This is a genomic window from Actinomadura sp. 6N118, assembly GCF_044326415.1.
In the GTDB taxonomy this organism is placed as follows: Bacteria; Actinomycetota; Actinomycetes; order Streptosporangiales; family Streptosporangiaceae; genus Spirillospora.
Genome location: NZ_JBIRAZ010000002.1, coordinates 59442 through 75290 on the forward strand (window position 1 = coordinate 59442; position 15849 = coordinate 75290).

The following is a 15849-nucleotide window of genomic DNA, read 5'->3' on the forward strand; positions in this document are numbered from 1 at the left end:
TGTTACAAAACATCCAAGGGAGTGGATCATGACCGCGTCGCGACCCGTACGGCTGCTCGCTCCGCTGGGAGCGGCAGTGCTCCTGCCGGTCGGCCTCGGCTTCGTCGCACTGGCCTCACTGCAGGCGGACGAAGGCGGCTACTTCAGCACGTCCGAGCATCGCTTCACCACGACCGCTACGGCGCTGAAGACCGACGAGATCGACGTCGGCTCCTCCTCGGCGCACGCCGCCAACCCGTCGCCCGACATCGGCGAAGTCGCCCGCGTGCGCATCGTGGCTGCCCCCGCCGACCCGAACGTCCCACTGTTCGTAGGGATCGGGCCCAAGGAAGAGGTCGAGAGATATCTGCGGGGCAGCGCGTACGACGACTTCGTCTCAGCAAAGCTGAAGCCGTTCCAGGCGAACTTCAAACGCGTGAGCGGGGCCGCACGCCCTGCTCCTCCCACGAGCCGCACGTTCTGGGTGGCATCATCCGCCGGAACCGGCACGCGCACCATGAAGTGGGACAAGACTCAGGGCGCCTGGTCCGTCGTCGTCATGCGCATGGACGGCAAGCCCAACGTGGACGCCACGGTCTCGATGGGCCTGCGCTTCGGTTTCCTCGTTCCGCTGGGACCCGCGTTCCTGATCGGTGGGGGATTGCTCGCCACGTTCACCATCCTGTCCAGGCGCAGGCCAATGCAGAACGCGCCACGTCAGGAGGAACGCGATCACCAGGACCCCGAAAGTGACATCAAGACAAAGGCCATGACAACAAAGGCCATGACTCTGTTTGGGGGCTAGGCGCGGAGGCGGAGGCCTCTTGGGGTGGGATGGAAGCCGGCGGCTTCGAGGGCGGCGGCCAAGGGGGAGTCGTTGATGGACTCGCCGTCGGCTCGTTCGACGGTGAGTTTGCCCAGGGCGCCTTCGCGGACGGCCAGGGCGAGGGCGTCTACGGCGGGTTGGAGGACTTCGAGGTCGTCGTTCCAGGTGAGGAGGGTCTTGCCGCCGCGTTCGACGTAGAGGGCCAAGCGGCCTTCGGTCAGGACGACCAGGGCGCCGGCCTTGCGGCCGGGTTTGTGGCCGCTGGCCACCTCGTCCTTACGTTCGGGCCAGGGCAGGGCGGCGCCGTAGGGGTTGGCCGGGTCGGCGGCGGCCAGCACCAGGGCTCGGCTGTCGGGAGCCGTTTTGGAGCCGGGGAGGGGCAGCTCCCATTGGTCGGGCGGGGGTGTGGGGCGGAGCGAGCGGAGGCGGTCGACGGCACCGGGGAGTGCGAACTGCGCGGCTCCCAGGCCTTCGACGAAATAGCCACGGCGGCAGCGGCCACTGTCTTCGAACGCGCGGAGGACGGGGTAGACGGCCGCGAAGCCTCCCGGTGTGCGCTCGGCGGCGACGGCGCCGCGGATCACGATGCCGTAGCGGTCGAGGAGGGCCTCGGCGAGGGCGTGTGAGCGGCGGGTGCCTGCTGGTTCGCGTTGGGGCAGGAGCCACCAGCGTCCGGCGACCGTGGGCGGGCCGGTCCGGGACGGCAGGACGGGGCGTCCGCGGCGGGTGGCACGGGCACGGTGGGCCGGGCGCCCGGAGCCGAGCGCGGCACGGAGGGGCGCGAGTGTGTCGTTGGTGAGGTGGCCTGCCCAGACGAGGTCCCAGAGGGCGGTGACCAGGTCGGGGTCGTTGATCGATTCGATGGCGTTGAGCCGGTCGGAGAGCGTGCGGAAGAAGAGTGCGCCGCCGTCCGAGAGGGCGTCGAGGATGGCCTGGTGGGCGGGGGTGAGGCTGATTTCGGCGGGCTCCGGCATGAGGAGCGGCGCGGTGTCGGCGAGGTAGAGCGAGACCCATCCGTCGCCGCCGGGGAGGCCGCCCTGGCCCGCCCAGACCACTTCGCCTGCGGAGGTCAGCTCGTCCAACTGGGCGGGGGAGTATCCCGGGATGCGGGACGGGAGTATCAGGGATTCGAGTGCCGAGGCGGGGACTGCGGCGCCCTGGAGTTGTTCGATCGCCTGGACCAGGGCGTCGATGCCGCGCAGGCGGGAGCCGCCGGTGATGCCGTGCCAGGTGGGCAGGAACCGGCCGAGTGCTTCGGGTGGCGAGGGCTCGACTTCGGCGCGCAGGCGCGCGAGGGAGCGGCGCCGCAACATGCGCAGGACGTTGTTGTCGCACCACTCGCTGGTGAGCGGGCCGGAGACCGCCTCGACCGGCAGGAACTCGCCCTCGACGACGCGGCCGTTTGCCCGGAGGCGGCGCAGCGTCTCCAGGACGACGGCGGTGCCCAGGCCGAAGCGGGATGCTGCGGAGGACGCGCGGAACGGCCCGTGCGTGCGGGCATAGCGAGAGATGAGGTCGCCAAGCGGATCGCCCACCGGCTCCAGGAACGTTTCGGGGATGCCGACGGGCAGCGGCGCGCCGAGGGCGTCGCGGAGCCGTCCGGCGTCCTCGATCGCCGCCCAGCGTTCCTCGCCGGCGATCCGGACCCTGATGGCGCGGCGTTCCTGCTCCAGCTCGGCCAGCCACCGGGCCGGCCTCGGGTCGGGGACGGTCGCGCCGTCCGAGAACTCCGCGTCGGGGCGGTCGGATCCGGACGCGGCGCGCTCAAGGTCAGAGGCAGCGCGATCGGCTTCCGGGGCGGTGCGGAGGATCGCTTCGGCGGTTGTCAGGGGCCCCAGCTCGCGGAGGAGGTCGGCCATGCCCTCCATATCGCGGGCCTGGCGGTCGGCCGCGATGCGCTGGAGCTCGTGTTCGGTGTCGGCGACCACCTCGGGATCGAGCAGCTCGCGCAGGTCGGCCTGGCCCAGCAGTTCGGCGAGGAGGGCCGAGTCGAGCGCGAGGGCTTGGGCGCGGCGTTCGGCCAGGGGCGAGTCACCCTCGTACATGAACGCGCCCACGTAGTGGAAGAGGAGCGAACGCGCGTACGGGGAGGGCTCGGGCGTCTCCACCTCGACCAGGCGCGCCTTGCGGCCGGAGATGTCGCGCATGAGCTGGACCAGGCCCGGCACGTCGAACACGTCCTGCAGGCACTCGCGCATCGTTTCCAGGACGATCGGGAACGAGGGGTATTTGCTGGCGACGGCCAATAGCTGCGCGGCACGCTGTCGCTGCTGCCACAGGGGCATGCGCTTGTCGGGGCGGCGGCGCGGCAGGAGGAGTGAACGGGCCGCGCACTCGCGGAACCGGGCGGCGAAGAGGGCCGAGCCGCTCAGCTCGTCGACGACGATGCGTTCGATGTCGTCGGCGTCGAAGACGGCGAGGTCGAGGTTCGGCGGCTCGTCCATGTCGGGAATGCGGATCACGATGCCGTCGTCGGCGTGCATGGACTGCGCGTCAACGCCGTACCGCTCCCGGAGGCGGCCGGCGATGGCCAGGGCCCAGGGCGCGTGAACGCGGGCGCCGAGGGGCGAGTGCACGACCAGGCGCCAGTCGCCCAGCTCGTCCCTGAACCGTTCGACGACGAGGGTGCGGTCGTCCGGCACATGCCCGGTGGCCTCACGCTGCTCGCTCAGGTAGGAGACCAGGTTGGCGGCCGCCCACTCGTCGAGACCCGAGGCGGTGACGCGGTGAAGGGCGGTTTCGGCCGGGAGCTTGACCAGCTCGCGGGTGAACGCGCCGAGCGCCTTGCCGAGCTCGACGGGGCGGCCGAGTGCGTCGCCGTGCCAGAACGGGAGTTTGCCCGGCTGGCCGGGCGCGGGCGAGACGAGGACGCGGTCGGGTGTGATGTCCTCGATCCGCCAGGAGCTCGCGCCCAGGACGAAGACATCGCCGACACGCGACTCGTACACCATCTCCTCGTCGAGCTCGCCGACGCGGGAGGCCTTTTCGCCGACGAGGAAGACGCCGAAGAGGCCGCGGTCGGGAATCGTCCCGCCGCTGGTCACGGCGAGGCGCTGGGCTCCCGGCCGGTCGCGCAGGACGCCGGTGACGCGGTCCCAGACCAGGCGTGGCCGCAGCTCGCCGAACTCATCGCTCGGATAGCGGCCCGCGAGCATGTCGAGAGTGGCTTCGAGTGCGGAACGGGGCAGGGTGGCGTATGGGGCGGCACGCTTGACCATGGTGTCGAGGTCGTCGACCGTCCACTCGTCCATCGCCACCATCGCGACGATCTGCTGGGCGAGCACGTCGAGCGGGTTGCGCGGATAGCGGAGCGCCTCGATCTCGCCGCCGCGCATGCGTTCGGCGACGACCGCGGTCTGCACCAGGTCGCCTCGGTACTTGGGGAAGATGACGCCCTTGGAGACCGCGCCGACCTGGTGCCCGGCCCGGCCTACGCGCTGCAGGCCGCTGGCGACGGAGGGCGGCGACTCGACCTGGACGACCAGATCGACCGCGCCCATGTCGATGCCCAGCTCCAGGCTGGAGGTGGCCACCACGGCGGGCAGACGGCCCTGCTTGAGCGCGTCCTCGATGCCTGCCCGTTCCTCCTTGGAGACCGAACCGTGGTGCGCCCGAGCGATCTCTGCCGGAACGCCGCGCGCCGCACCTGCCTGAGCCATCATCTCCGCCGGGCTGCGCCTAGGCGGTCCTATGGCGGGCGCTGTGTTGGTGCCTGGTGGGCTGTCTGTGGTGTGTCCGGAGGCGCGAGCTTGGAGGGCGCGCTCGATGTCCTCTTGGCTGATGCGCCTTGGACCGTCGCCCTCCACTGAGGCATCGCCTTCCGCGTTGCTGGCGGCGGACGTTTCTGTGGTGCTGGCGACGGCGCGTTCGTAGGCGAGCTCGTTGAGGCGGCCGCAGAGGCGTTCGGCCAGGCGTCGCGAGTTGGCGAAGACCAGGGTGGAACGGTGGGCCTGGATCAGGTCCAGCAGCCTGTCTTCCACGTGCGGCCAGATCGACCTCTGGCGCGGGTCGGCCTCGCCACCCTGGTCGACGAAGTGTGAGATCTCGCCCATGTCCTCGACGGGTACGACGATGTCGAGGTCGAAGACCTTGTCGGAGGGCGGTTGGACGACCTTCGCGGGTTTGGGGCCGCCGAGGAAGGCCGCGACCTCGCCGACGGGCCGGACGGTCGCCGAAAGGCCGATGCGCTGGGCGGGCCGTTCGAGAAGGGCGTCGAGGCGTTCGAGGGAGATCGCCAGGTGCGCGCCGCGTTTGGTGCCCGCGACCGCGTGCACCTCGTCCACGATCACCGTCTCGACGCCGCGGAGCGACTCGCGGGCCTGCGAGGTGAGGATCAGGAACAGCGACTCCGGCGTGGTGATCAGGATGTCCGGCGGCTTGGTGGCCAGACGGCGGCGCTCGTCGGCGGGGGTGTCACCGGAACGGATGCCGACCCGTACGTCGGGCTCCGGCAGGCCGAGGCGGCGTGAGGCCTGCCGGATGCCTGTGAGCGGGGCCCGGAGGTTGCGTTCGACGTCGACGGCCAGGGCCTTGAGCGGCGACACGTACAGGACCCGGCAGCGCTGCTTGGGGTCGGGCGCGGGCGAGGCGCCGAGGCGGTCCAGCGACCACAGGAAAGCTGCCAGGGTCTTGCCGGAGCCGGTCGGCGCCACCACAAGGGTGTTGTCGCCGCCTGAGATCGACTCCCACGCTCCCGCCTGCGCTGTCGTCGGCGCGGCGAAGGCCCCGGTGAACCACGCACGCGTGGCCGGGGAGAAGCGTTCCAGCACGTCACCGCTCATCCCTCCATCCTGCCTTGTGCCTCCGACAAAACCGCAGCGTGGTCGTCGTCACACCAGTGCGGCGGAGCGGCATGGGCGGCCGGAGTTGTAAGCAAGTACTTGTTTGGTGGATCCTGGAGGCGATTGCATCCGCAAGCAGCGAGGCCCTCCCGAAGGGACCTCGCGTGAGGGCGAGGAGCCTTCATGACGTACGTCCTGCTGGCCTTCGGACTGTTCTCCCTTCTGCTCGCAGTGAACGCCCACCGCCCGCGCCGGCGTCACATAACGACGTTGGTGCCGAGCTTCTTCGCCGGGTGGCTGACCATCGAGTTGGCGCCGCATCTGCTGGTCGCGGAGGTCACGGGGCTGGGGATTCTGGTGGCGTCCGGAGGGCTCGAGGGATGGCTGGGTTGGACGGGCCTGATCGCAGGTCTCGCAGCAGCGGCGGGCACCGCGGCGACAATCATCGCGGCGCGGAAGACGATCGTGACCTTGCGAGACTCCGGGGTGCCCCTGGACCTGGACCCGGACGATGCGCCGCGGTATCCGCGTTCACACCTCGTCCTGCCGCCGCTCTGTTTCATACCGAGGCGGGGAGTAAAGGTCGAACGCAACGTCGTCTACCGGGAGGAAGGGCGACTGCGGCTCAAACTGGATGTCTACCGACCTGCTGAGAACGGGCATCTGCGGCCAGGGCTGATGCAGATCCATGGCGGCGGCTGGGTCATCGGGGACAAGCGGGAACAAGGGCTTCCCCTGCTCAATCACCTGGCCGTCCAGGGATGGGTGGGCTTCAACGTCAACTACCGCCTCAGCCCACGGGCCACTTGGCCAGAGCACCTCGTCGACCTCAAGCACTTCATCGCCTGGTATCGCGAGAACGCCGAGTCCTATGGGGCCGATCCAGACTTTCTGTGCGTGACGGGTGGTTCGGCGGGCGGGCACCTGACGGCGATGGTGGCCCTCAGCGCGAACGTGCCGGAGTTCCAGCCGGGCATTGAAAACGTGGACACCAGCGTGCGTGGGGCCGTCCCGTTCTATGGGGTGTACGACTTCGTCGAGCCGGGACCGTGGCCCGTCCCTATGGGGGCGACGCGGTTGGTTGAACGCATGCTGGTGAAGCGTTCCTTTACGGAGGAGCCGGATGCCTTCGCCAAGGCATCCCCCGTGAATTACCTGCGCTCTGACGCGCCGCCGTTCTTCGTCATCCATGGAAGCCACGACTCCCTGATCCCAGTGGCAGAGGCGAGGCGTTTCGTGGACAAGCTCCGCGACGTCTCGGAATCGCCCGTCATCTATGCCGAGATGAAGGGCGGCCAACACGCCTTCGACGTCTTCCCCTCGTACCGTACGGCGCGGGTGGTCGAGGGCGTGGAGCGCTATCTGACCGGTCTGCACCGGCAATATCTCGAAGGCGCCGGTCGGCCGTCCGTCCCGGACGAGGTGTCGGAGTCCGTCGGATAGCGTGGTCCGGTGCGGCTCACAGTTTTCTGGGATCGGATGAATCAGCAGTTCGGCGAGGCTTACGCGTCGAGCGTGGCCAAGGACTACGTCATAGCCGCCCTGGGGGGTCGCACCATCGAACAGGCCCTGGCGGACGGGGAGCCCGCGAAGAAGGTCTGGGCTGCCGTGGTCGCCACCTTCGACGTCCCAGCACGCCTTCACTGACCGCAGATCGCCGCTATTGGCCTTCGGTCAGTGCTGTTGGCTTGGGTCAGTGCTGATGGGTTCGGTCAGTAGGTGGCGACGGCGGTGACGACGCCGATCATCAGGTTGGCGACGGCGAGGAGGATGGCGGCGGGCTCGAGTTTGTCCTCCGCGTCGTCGGCGAGCTGCTTGATGCTGATGCCCACCACGCGGTCGAAGATCTGGGTGGCGACGGTCATGGCGATGATGCCCACGCCGCCGAAGACAAGCGTCCGGCTGAGGCCCTCCAGGAGATCGCCATGGGAGGCGTAGATGGACACCGAGACGATGAGGCCCACACCGACGGTCGAGGCCGTGGCGAGCAGGGTGGCGTTGGGGTTGCGGTGCTCGCGGATGACGGTGATGAGGCGGCCGGGCGTCGCCAGGTCGGTCATGTAGAAGCCGACGATGAACAACAGCAGGCCGACCGCCGCGTACGCCAGGAGTGCCCCGCTGCCCTCCAGCAGTATCTGGGCGAGGCTGTCGTCGTTAGCGGCCGTGGTCATGGGTCTCCTTAGAGGGGAAGCGTTCGCCAGAGGAAAGCGTGCGCCGGCGTCCGTTGCAGAGGGATGTGGTTACAGAGGGATGCGGTGTGGGACGAACGACGAGGTGTCGTCGGTGATGAGGCCTGAGGTCTCGCGGATGCCGAGCCCGGCGGACTCGTCGTGAACCACCCACGCGCCGAGCACCGGATGCTCCCCGTCGAAATCGGGCAGCGGGCAGAACTCCTGGAAGACGAAGCCCTCCGCGCCGTACTTGCCTTCGGTGCGGGTCTCCGCCCCGTCAGGCGTCACGATCCGCATGCTCGCTCCCTCGCGTCCCAGGAGCGGCTTCTGCACGTACGAGGTGAGCGTCGAGGGCGTGTTGAGGTAGGTAGGCAGGAGGTTCGGGTGGCCGGGGAAGAGTTCCCATAGGAGCACCAGGAGCGCCTTGTTGGAGAGCACCATCTTCCATATGGGCTCGATCCAGGCGGTGGGTGCGTCCGGGATGTGGCGGCCGAAGGGCTCGGCAACGATCCATTCCCACGGATAGAGCTTGCAGAGCGCGTGGATCTCCTTCTCGTCCAGATCCACAAACCGTTGACGCGCAGGGTTCCAGCCGACGTCCTCCATGGCGATCGCCACGCCGGGTAGGCCCGCCTCTTCCGCGGTTTCCTGCATGTAGGCGATCGTCATGACTTCTTCGCCGGTCTCGTCGCCCTTGGTCCAGGCAAAGTGGGTCGGGCCGTCCGGAAGGCCGGAGAGGATCTCCTTCCAACGCGCTACCAGGCGCTCGTGGATGGAGTTCCACTGGTCATCGTCCGGGTAGACGTCCTGCAGCCAGTACCACTGAACGATGGAACTCTCGACCAGGGCAGTCGGGGTGTCGGCGTTGTACTCCAGCAGCTTGGCCGGGCCGGTGCCGTCGTACCGCAGGTCGAACCGCCCGTACAGATGCGGGTCGCCGCGCCGCCATGACTCCTCGATCAGAGGCGCCACCCAGTCCGGGATGCCGAGAACGTTGTAGCGGCCAGTGGTGACCACATGTTCCACGGCCTGGAGGCACATCTTGTGGAGCTCCTCGACGACCTCCTCCAGGGCCAGTACCTCGTCCATCTCAAAGACGTAGTGCACCGACTCGTCCCAGTAGGGGCGCGGCAGGTGTTCCGGGTGTGCGGTCCGGTGGAAAGCCAGTCCCTGGGACTCCACCTTCTGGCCCCAGTCGGCACGCGGTGTTGAACGTTCGCGTCGCATCGTCGTTCAGCCGCCAGAGCTGCCGCTGGACGAGCTGCCGAAGCCGCTGCGGATCGTCTTGCCTTCCGCGGACTTGATGTTCGTACCGCTGGGCATGGTCATTCTGCCGGCGCTGACCCGCCCGCTCTGACGGACACCGCCGTAGTACCAGAAGTAGCTGGCGTGAGAACTCCTGGTGGAATCCGGGGTGTCACAGTTGTCCTCATCGACCACCTTGAAACCGTCTGGGCCCTCAGTAGGAAAAGGCGCCGGAGTCCCAGTGGAGAAGCCATCGTCCTCTGTGACGCAGTATGCGGTGATGGCGTCGTCGTCATCGGACGAGCACGACACCACCGAAAGGGACAGCGCGCTCACCATCCCGATTTTCACCGCGCGGGAACTGAGCCGACGCCGGGACTCCTGTGGAGGCAAGGGTAAACACGCCTTTCGAAAGAGACTGCAGGCACCCCGAAGGTTCCGGACAGCTGGAACGGACCCCGCATCTGCAAGCGATCCGGCATCACAGTGCCCAAAGCCTAGGGGCGATGCGTAGTGAGACGGAAGGTTCATGCATTCCGGTTCCGTCACAAGGCGCGCTGTTGCAGGAAGGTCAGTCGGGGACTGGGAGGTGGGCGTAGAGGTCCATGGGGTCGACTGTGGTGGGGAGATCGCTCACCTGGCCGTCGCCCACTTCCACGACGCGCCACTCGCCGTCGGTGCGGCGGGCGAGGTCGGTCGTGATGAAGCGGCAACCCAGGGAGCGCACGGCCGGGGCCACGGCGTCGACGTCCGGCTCGGGCTCCACCTCTGGGCTGTCCGGGTGGGGCCCAATGAGCGCGGGCTCTCCGTCGACCCACCACACGCGGGCTTCACCGCCGTTGTAGTTCTCGTACTCCCGGATGACGAGACCACCGGCCAGGAACTGGTCCTGTAGCGCAACCATCTTCGACACGACCGTGCGGAGCTGCGGGAGGTTGTGAACGTCCGGGACGAAACAAGCCTCGTCCCACTCGTGCTTGCGTGACTTCACATAGTCCTTCACCACGGCCGGCCCAGCCGGGAGAGCTCGTACGAGCTCACTGAGGTCACCTGGGTCTTCCAGCGGGGAGAGAGGGCGCCACACGCTGGACGGAGTGAGTCCGGCGAACGTGTCGTGCCACCCTGGCAGCTCGTGCGCGCGCTGGTAGTCCTCCGGGTGCGTGAGAAGGATGGTGCCGCGTTGTTTGAGGGCAGCCGCCAGCGTCGCGTACTCCTCGCTGGTCATCATCCAGCCGCGGTACCAGACCGGGCCCAGGTCGCCGGGGACGGCGCGGATCGCCGCATCCACGTGACCCTGCTGCAACGAATCGTGATTGATCAAGGCGATTTCGCCATAGTGGTCCCGCACGGCGGCGGCCTCGCGGGAGAAGTGGGGATCAACGCGCCGGGGGTGGAGCGGATCGACGCAGAAGAGAACGGTCAGCGTCATGGTGCAACCCTCCGTGGACGGCGCCAGCGTACGGCTTCCAGGCCCCGGTGTGCACGGAGATTCCAGCCCAAATCGGATCGCGCCCACATGATCGAACGAGTGTTCGGTAAGCTGTCGTGCGCATGCGACGTTATCCACAGCTCCGTCTGAGTCTCGAAACTGTCGGTGGCTCCCCGTAACGTCGCCTACGACATCGAGCAGCGGTCCGCGAGGGCCGCGTGCCGGGCGAGAGCCGGCAGGCCGGCGACGACACACAGGACAGAGGGACGACCATGGCAGCGAACGACCGGGAGAAGGCTCTCGAGACCGCACTGACCCAGATCGAGCGGCAGTTCGGCAAGGGCTCGGTCATGCGGATGGGAGACGAGGCACGGGCGCCGGTCGAGGTGATTCCCACCGGCTCGATCTCCCTTGACATCGCGCTCGGCATCGGCGGCCTGCCGCGTGGCCGCGTCGTCGAGGTGTACGGGCCGGAAGGCTCGGGCAAGACCTCGATCGCGCTGCACGCCGTCGCCAGCATCCAGCGTGCCGGTGGCATCGCGGCGTTCGTGGACGCCGAGCACGCGCTCGACCCCGAGTACGCCAGGTCCCTCGGCGTCGACATCGACGCGCTCCTGGTCTCCCAGCCCGACACAGGCGAGCAGGCGCTTGAGATCACCGACATGCTGATTCGCTCCGGCGCGATCGACATCGTCGTCATCGACTCGGTTGCCGCGCTCGTACCCCGGGCCGAGATCGAAGGGGAGATGGGCGACAGCCACGTCGGCCTCCAGGCCCGGCTGATGTCCCAGGCGCTCCGCAAGATGACCGGCGCCATCAACCAGACCCAGACCACCGCCGTCTTCATCAACCAGCTCCGCGAGAAGATCGGTGTCATGTTCGGCTCGCCCGAGACGACCACCGGTGGCCGGGCGCTGAAGTTCTACGCCTCCGTCCGCCTCGACGTCCGTCGCATCGAGACCCTCAAGGACGGCACCGAGGCGGTCGGCAACCGCGTCCGCGTCAAGGTCGTCAAGAACAAGATGGCTCCGCCCTTCCGCGTCGCCGACTTCGACCTTCTCTACGGCCAGGGCATCAGCAAGGAGGGCGGCCTGATCGACCTGGGCGTCGAGCACGGCTTCGTCCGCAAGTCCGGCGCCTGGTACACCTACGAGGGCGACCAGCTCGGCCAGGGCAAGGAGAACGCCCGCAACTTCCTCAAGGCCAACCCGGACATGGCCGACGAGATCGAGAAGAAGATCAAGGAGAAGCTGGGCGTCGGCCCCAAGGTCGACAAGGAGGCCCCGGAGACCACCGAGGCCGCCAAGCCCGCCGCCGCAGCGACCAAACCTGCCGCCGCCGCGACCGCGACCACCGGCCGCAAGAGCACCAAGACCCCGAAGCCCGGCGACGCCTGAACCAGACCGGGATCATCACGTGACATGGCGAGTTCTGACGGAGAATCCGCCATTCAGGGTGACTCTTGACGAAGGTTGAGGAATGATCTCGTATGTAGGGCGGCGGCGCCTTTTCCGGCACCGACAGACCGGTGTTCGGTCCTTCCCCGATGGCGCCGCCGCTCCTGTGGAGCCTGGATCGTCCGTACGGCTCCCGCGAGGATCGGCATGAGCGGGCGACGCAGACGGCGGTGGGGCCCCGACGCCCCGGCCGAGGACAGTCCCGCCGCAGATGCCCCACCGGCCGACCTTGAGGCGGTCGCCCGCGAGATCTGCCTCCGCAAGCTGGCCACGGCACCCAGGACCCGTGCCCAGCTCGCCGACGCCTTGCACCGCAAAAACATCCCGGACGACGTCACCGAAAACGTCCTCGGCCGCTTCACCGACGTCGGCCTGATCGACGACGAGGCGTTCGCCCAAGCCTGGGTGCAGTCCCGCCACACCGGCCGCGGCCTGGCCAAGCGAGCCCTGGCCGCCGAGCTGCGCCAGCGCGGCGTCGACAACGAGACCGTCCAGGACGCTGTGGAGGCGCTCGACCCCGAGCAGGAGGAACGCACCGCCCGCGAGCTCATAGCCCGCAAGGTCGCCTCGACCCAAGGCCTGGACCCCGCCAAACGCACCCGCCGCCTGGTCGGCATGCTCGCCCGCAAAGGCTATTCACCCGGCCTCGCCTACCGAGTCGTCAAAGAAGCCCTAGCCGAAGAGGGCGCCGACCTGGAAGACCTCCCCGAGCCAACCCCCTGGGACTGATCCAACTCCCCAGGACTGACCCATCCCCTGGGGGCCGACCTAACCTCCTGGGGGCTGATCTAGCCTCTGGGACTGATCCATCCACAGGGGCTGATCAAACCCTCTGGGACTGACCCAACCCCTGGGGTGACCCAACCCCTGGGGTGACCCGACCCCTAGGGGTTGAGCCACGCCCGTTGGACTCTGGCGTATGCGGGCGAGTCTCTCGGCCATGTTGGGGCAGGTCGGGCATCGGTTGACTGAGGGGTATGGCGAACAACGCGAACATCCAGAACGGTAACGACAACCTGACACTGGTGCTGGGAGGCACGGGGAAGACCGGACGGCGGGTGGCCGAGCGGCTTGCAGCGCGGGGAGTGCCGGTGCGGGTCGGGTCGCGGTCGGCCAGCCCGGCGTTCTCCTGGCAGGGCCGGGACGGCTGGGCGGCGGCCCTGGACGGGGTCACCTCGGTGTACGTCAGCTACGCGCCGGACCTGGCGGTGCCGGGGGCGACGGACGACATCAAGGCCTTCACCGAGGCGGCGGTCGCTGCCGGGGTGCGGCGGCTGGTGTTGCTGTCGGGGCGAGGTGAGGAGGAGGCCCAGGTCTGCGAGGGGCTGGTGCGCGAGTCCGGGTTGGAATGGACCATCGTGCGGGCGGCGTGGTTCTCCCAGAATTTCAATGAGAGCTTCCTGATCGAGCCCCTGCTGGCCGGTGAGGTCGCGCTTCCGGCCGGTGATGTGCGCGAGCCGTTCGTGGACGTCGACGACATCGCCGACGTGGCGGTGGCGGCGCTCACCGAGGACGGCCATGTGGGGGAGGTGTACGAGGTGACCGGGCCACGGCTGCTCACGTTCGCCCAGGCGGTTCAGGAGATCGCCGAAGCGACCGGGCGCGAGATCCCGTTTGTCCAGATCAGCGCGGAGGACTACGCCGCCGGCGCCAAGGAGCAGGGCGTTCCCGATGACGTGGTGGAGTTCCTGATGTACCTCTTCACGACCGTGCTGGATGGGCGCAACGCCTACCAGACCGATGGGATCAAGCGGGCGCTAGGTCGAGAGCCCCGCGACTTCTCCGAGTTCGTTCGCGAGGCGGCCAAGACGGGCGTCTGGGAGGCTGCTTGAACCACCGGCGGGCCCGCTTCCGCCAGAGGAAGCGGGCCCGCTCCTTTTCGGCGAAGGGTTCGACACGCCGGGGTGAATGACGGAGGTCCTGACAAGGATCTGACTCTTTCTTACTCGGGCGTGGAGGGTGACGGGGCAGGTGAACGGCTCTTCCGGCAGGTCGGAGGACGGTAAGCAACTCGTCACGGGCACGTTCGGTTAGTCCGGAATGCCTAGGGTTTGCTTGCTCATTACCTCTGTGCCGCTTACCGTTACGGCAGTGAGGAGTTACTCCGCGCCCAGCGGATTGCCATACGACTGAGCACGTTCAGGCAGTTGAGAGGTATAAAGGATCACGACGTCCGACTTTCTCGGGCCCCGATGACAGGGCGTCCGGGCGGTGTCGTGTACCCATATCGGCTGTGACGCGGGTAAATCCTCGCACAACAGGGCTCCAATCCCCGATGGGGCCCACGGGCGAGGAAGGGGCAGCCCCATGGAGAGCGTCCTGCTGGGTGCCGCACTGCTGGTGACCCTGGTCGCTCTCGTCATACTGGTCCTGCGCCGCCCGTCCGGGAAGGCGATCGAGGACGAGCTGTCCCAGGTACGGCAGGAGGCGGACGAGATCCGCGCCGCCGCCAAGACGGACGCCGAGGAGATCCTCGGCAAGGCCGAGACGCAGGCCCACCAGCTCGTCCAGACGCAGCGGGCCGAGCTGGACGAAGAGGCCCGCGCCCTCCGTGAGGACATCCGATCGCTGCGTGAGGACCTCGAACGCCGCGAGACCAGGCTGGCCGAACGGGAGCAACGCCTGGACGGCGAGGTTCGCCGGCTCGAGGAGTGGGGGGCCAAGCTCGCTGAAGGCAAGCGCACGCTGGAGTCCCGCAAGGAAGAGCTCAGCAAGGCCGAAGAGGAACGCCGCCACGCGCTCGAACAAGTGGCCGGGCTGACGGCCGAGCAGGCCAAGACCGAGCTCGTCGGCGCCATCGAGAACCAGGCGAAGCGCGAGGCCATCCCGATCACGCGGGAGATCGAGAACTCCGCTCGGGCAGAAGGCGAGAAACGGGCGCGCAAGATCGTGACGCTGGCCATCCAGCGGGTGGCGAGCGAGCAGACGGCCGAGTCGGTCGTCTCCGTGCTGCACCTGCCCGGCGACGAGATGAAGGGCCGGATCATCGGCCGTGAGGGCCGCAACATCCGCGCGTTCGAGACGACGACCGGTGTGAACCTGATCATCGACGACACGCCCGAGGCGGTGCTGCTCAGCTGTTTCGACCCGGTCCGGCGCGAGGTCGGGCGCCTGACGCTGGAGAAGCTCGTCCTTGACGGCCGCATCCATCCACAGCGGATCGAGGAGATCTACGAGCGGAGCAAGAGCGACGTCGAGCAGCTGTGCGTACGGGCCGGCGAGGACGCGCTCGTCGAGCTGGGGGTCGCCGACATGCACCCCGAGCTCATCGCCCTGCTCGGCCAGCTGCGCTACCGGACGTCGTACGGGCAGAACGTGCTCAAGCACCTCATCGAGTCGGCGCACATCGCCGGGATCATGGCCAGCGAGCTGCGTCTGCCGGTCGAGCAGGCCAAGCGCTGCACCCTGCTGCACGACATCGGCAAGGCCCTCACACACGAGGTCGAGGGCAGTCACGCGCTCATCGGCGCGGAGATCGCCCGGCGGTACGGCGAGCACGAGGACGTGGTGCACGCCATCGAGGCCCACCACAACGAGGTCGAGGTCCGTACCGTCGAAGCCGTCCTCACCCAGGCCGCCGACGCGATCAGCGGCAGCCGTCCCGGGGCCCGCCGCGAGTCGCTGGAGGCGTACGTCAAGCGCTTGGAACGGCTCGAGGAGATCGCCCGCGACAAGCACGAGGGCGTGGAGAAGGTCTTCGCCATGCAGGCTGGCCGCGAGATCCGCGTCATGGTCAAGCCCGACGCCGTCGACGACATCCAGGCCCAGGTGATCGCCCGCGACATCGCCAAGCAGGTCGAGGACGAGCTCACCTATCCGGGCCAGATCCGCGTCACCGTCGTCCGCGAGTCCCGCGCCATCGAGTTCGCCCGCTGACCGGCCGTCGCCGGACGGATGCGGAGAGTCGGAGACGGTCACATGCTGGGACCAGAGTGATCGTTCGCGTTGTGGCGGGGCGGAA

General features: G+C 68.4%; 12 protein-coding genes. 7 read left to right on the forward strand and 5 right to left on the reverse strand.

Annotated elements, in window-relative coordinates; genetic code table 11:
* The first annotated feature begins 28 nt into the window (after window positions 1–28).
* Entirely contained in the window at window positions 29–784 is a 756-nt protein-coding gene (locus ACH34W_RS04210; RefSeq protein WP_395959356.1) for a hypothetical protein, read from the forward strand.
* Here ACH34W_RS04210 and ACH34W_RS04215 read toward each other — a convergent pair.
* A complete protein-coding gene (locus ACH34W_RS04215; RefSeq protein ID WP_395959357.1) occupies window positions 781–5586 on the reverse strand; it encodes a DEAD/DEAH box helicase in 4806 nt (1601 codons plus the stop codon). The genes ACH34W_RS04210 and ACH34W_RS04215 overlap by 4 nt on opposite strands.
* Window positions 5587–5769: 183 nt before the next feature.
* Between ACH34W_RS04215 and ACH34W_RS04220 the strand changes: the two genes are divergently transcribed.
* Window positions 5770–7029 carry an alpha/beta hydrolase fold domain-containing protein gene (locus ACH34W_RS04220; protein WP_395959358.1) on the forward strand — a complete coding sequence of 420 codons (1260 nt, stop codon included), beginning with the start codon at window positions 5770–5772 and terminating at the stop codon, window positions 7027–7029.
* 9 nt (window positions 7030–7038) lie between these two features.
* Window positions 7039–7233 carry a DUF3046 domain-containing protein gene (locus tag ACH34W_RS04225; RefSeq protein WP_395959359.1) on the forward strand — a complete coding sequence of 65 codons (195 nt, stop codon included), beginning with the start codon at window positions 7039–7041 and terminating at the stop codon, window positions 7231–7233.
* A 65-nt stretch (window positions 7234–7298) separates the two neighbouring features.
* Here ACH34W_RS04225 and ACH34W_RS04230 read toward each other — a convergent pair whose 3' ends face one another.
* The 4 genes from ACH34W_RS04230 to ACH34W_RS04245 form a co-directional block, all read right to left on the reverse strand.
* Complete coding sequence (locus ACH34W_RS04230; RefSeq protein WP_395959360.1) at window positions 7299–7757, reverse strand: DUF350 domain-containing protein; 459 nt, start codon at window positions 7755–7757, stop codon at window positions 7299–7301.
* A 69-nt stretch (window positions 7758–7826) separates the two neighbouring features.
* Complete coding sequence (locus ACH34W_RS04235) at window positions 7827–8984, reverse strand: glutathionylspermidine synthase family protein (protein WP_395959361.1); 1158 nt, start codon at window positions 8982–8984, stop codon at window positions 7827–7829.
* 6 nt (window positions 8985–8990) lie between these two features.
* Entirely contained in the window at window positions 8991–9353 is a 363-nt protein-coding gene (locus ACH34W_RS04240) for a hypothetical protein (RefSeq protein WP_395959362.1), read from the reverse strand.
* A gap of 220 nt (window positions 9354–9573) precedes the next feature.
* Window positions 9574–10431: an ATP-grasp domain-containing protein gene (locus tag ACH34W_RS04245; protein ID WP_395959363.1), complete on the reverse strand. Its 858-nt coding sequence runs from the start codon at window positions 10429–10431 to the stop codon at window positions 9574–9576.
* Between the two features lie 272 nt (window positions 10432–10703).
* On the opposite strand from ACH34W_RS04245, the gene recA reads away from it, so the two are divergent.
* The 4 genes from recA (at window position 10704) to rny (ending at window position 15764) form a co-directional block, all read left to right on the forward strand.
* Entirely contained in the window at window positions 10704–11828 is a 1125-nt protein-coding gene (recA, locus tag ACH34W_RS04250) for a recombinase RecA (protein ID WP_395959364.1), read from the forward strand.
* A 177-nt stretch (window positions 11829–12005) separates the two neighbouring features.
* Complete coding sequence (gene recX / locus ACH34W_RS04255) at window positions 12006–12617, forward strand: recombination regulator RecX (RefSeq protein WP_395960036.1); 612 nt, start codon at window positions 12006–12008, stop codon at window positions 12615–12617.
* A 248-nt stretch (window positions 12618–12865) separates the two neighbouring features.
* Window positions 12866–13720, forward strand: a complete 855-nt coding sequence (locus tag ACH34W_RS04260; protein ID WP_395959365.1) for an NAD(P)H-binding protein — start codon at window positions 12866–12868, stop codon at window positions 13718–13720.
* 475 nt (window positions 13721–14195) lie between these two features.
* Complete coding sequence (gene rny / locus ACH34W_RS04265; protein WP_395959366.1) at window positions 14196–15764, forward strand: ribonuclease Y; 1569 nt, start codon at window positions 14196–14198, stop codon at window positions 15762–15764.
* Window positions 15765–15849 lie beyond the last annotated feature (85 nt).

Coding starts and splice junctions, on each gene's coding strand:
- recA (WP_395959364.1), top strand. CDS start 10,704: ATGGCAGCGAACGACCGGGAGAAGGCTCTCGAGACCGCACTGACCCAG.
- ACH34W_RS04245 (WP_395959363.1), bottom strand. CDS start 10,431: ATGACGCTGACCGTTCTCTTCTGCGTCGATCCGCTCCACCCCCGGCGC.
- ACH34W_RS04210 (WP_395959356.1), top strand. CDS start 29: ATGACCGCGTCGCGACCCGTACGGCTGCTCGCTCCGCTGGGAGCGGCA.
- ACH34W_RS04235 (WP_395959361.1), bottom strand. CDS start 8,984: ATGCGACGCGAACGTTCAACACCGCGTGCCGACTGGGGCCAGAAGGTG.
- ACH34W_RS04230 (WP_395959360.1), bottom strand. CDS start 7,757: ATGACCACGGCCGCTAACGACGACAGCCTCGCCCAGATACTGCTGGAG.
- ACH34W_RS04260 (WP_395959365.1), top strand. CDS start 12,866: ATGGCGAACAACGCGAACATCCAGAACGGTAACGACAACCTGACACTG.
- ACH34W_RS04220 (WP_395959358.1), top strand. CDS start 5,770: ATGACGTACGTCCTGCTGGCCTTCGGACTGTTCTCCCTTCTGCTCGCA.
- ACH34W_RS04215 (WP_395959357.1), bottom strand. CDS start 5,586: ATGAGCGGTGACGTGCTGGAACGCTTCTCCCCGGCCACGCGTGCGTGG.
- rny (WP_395959366.1), top strand. CDS start 14,196: ATGGAGAGCGTCCTGCTGGGTGCCGCACTGCTGGTGACCCTGGTCGCT.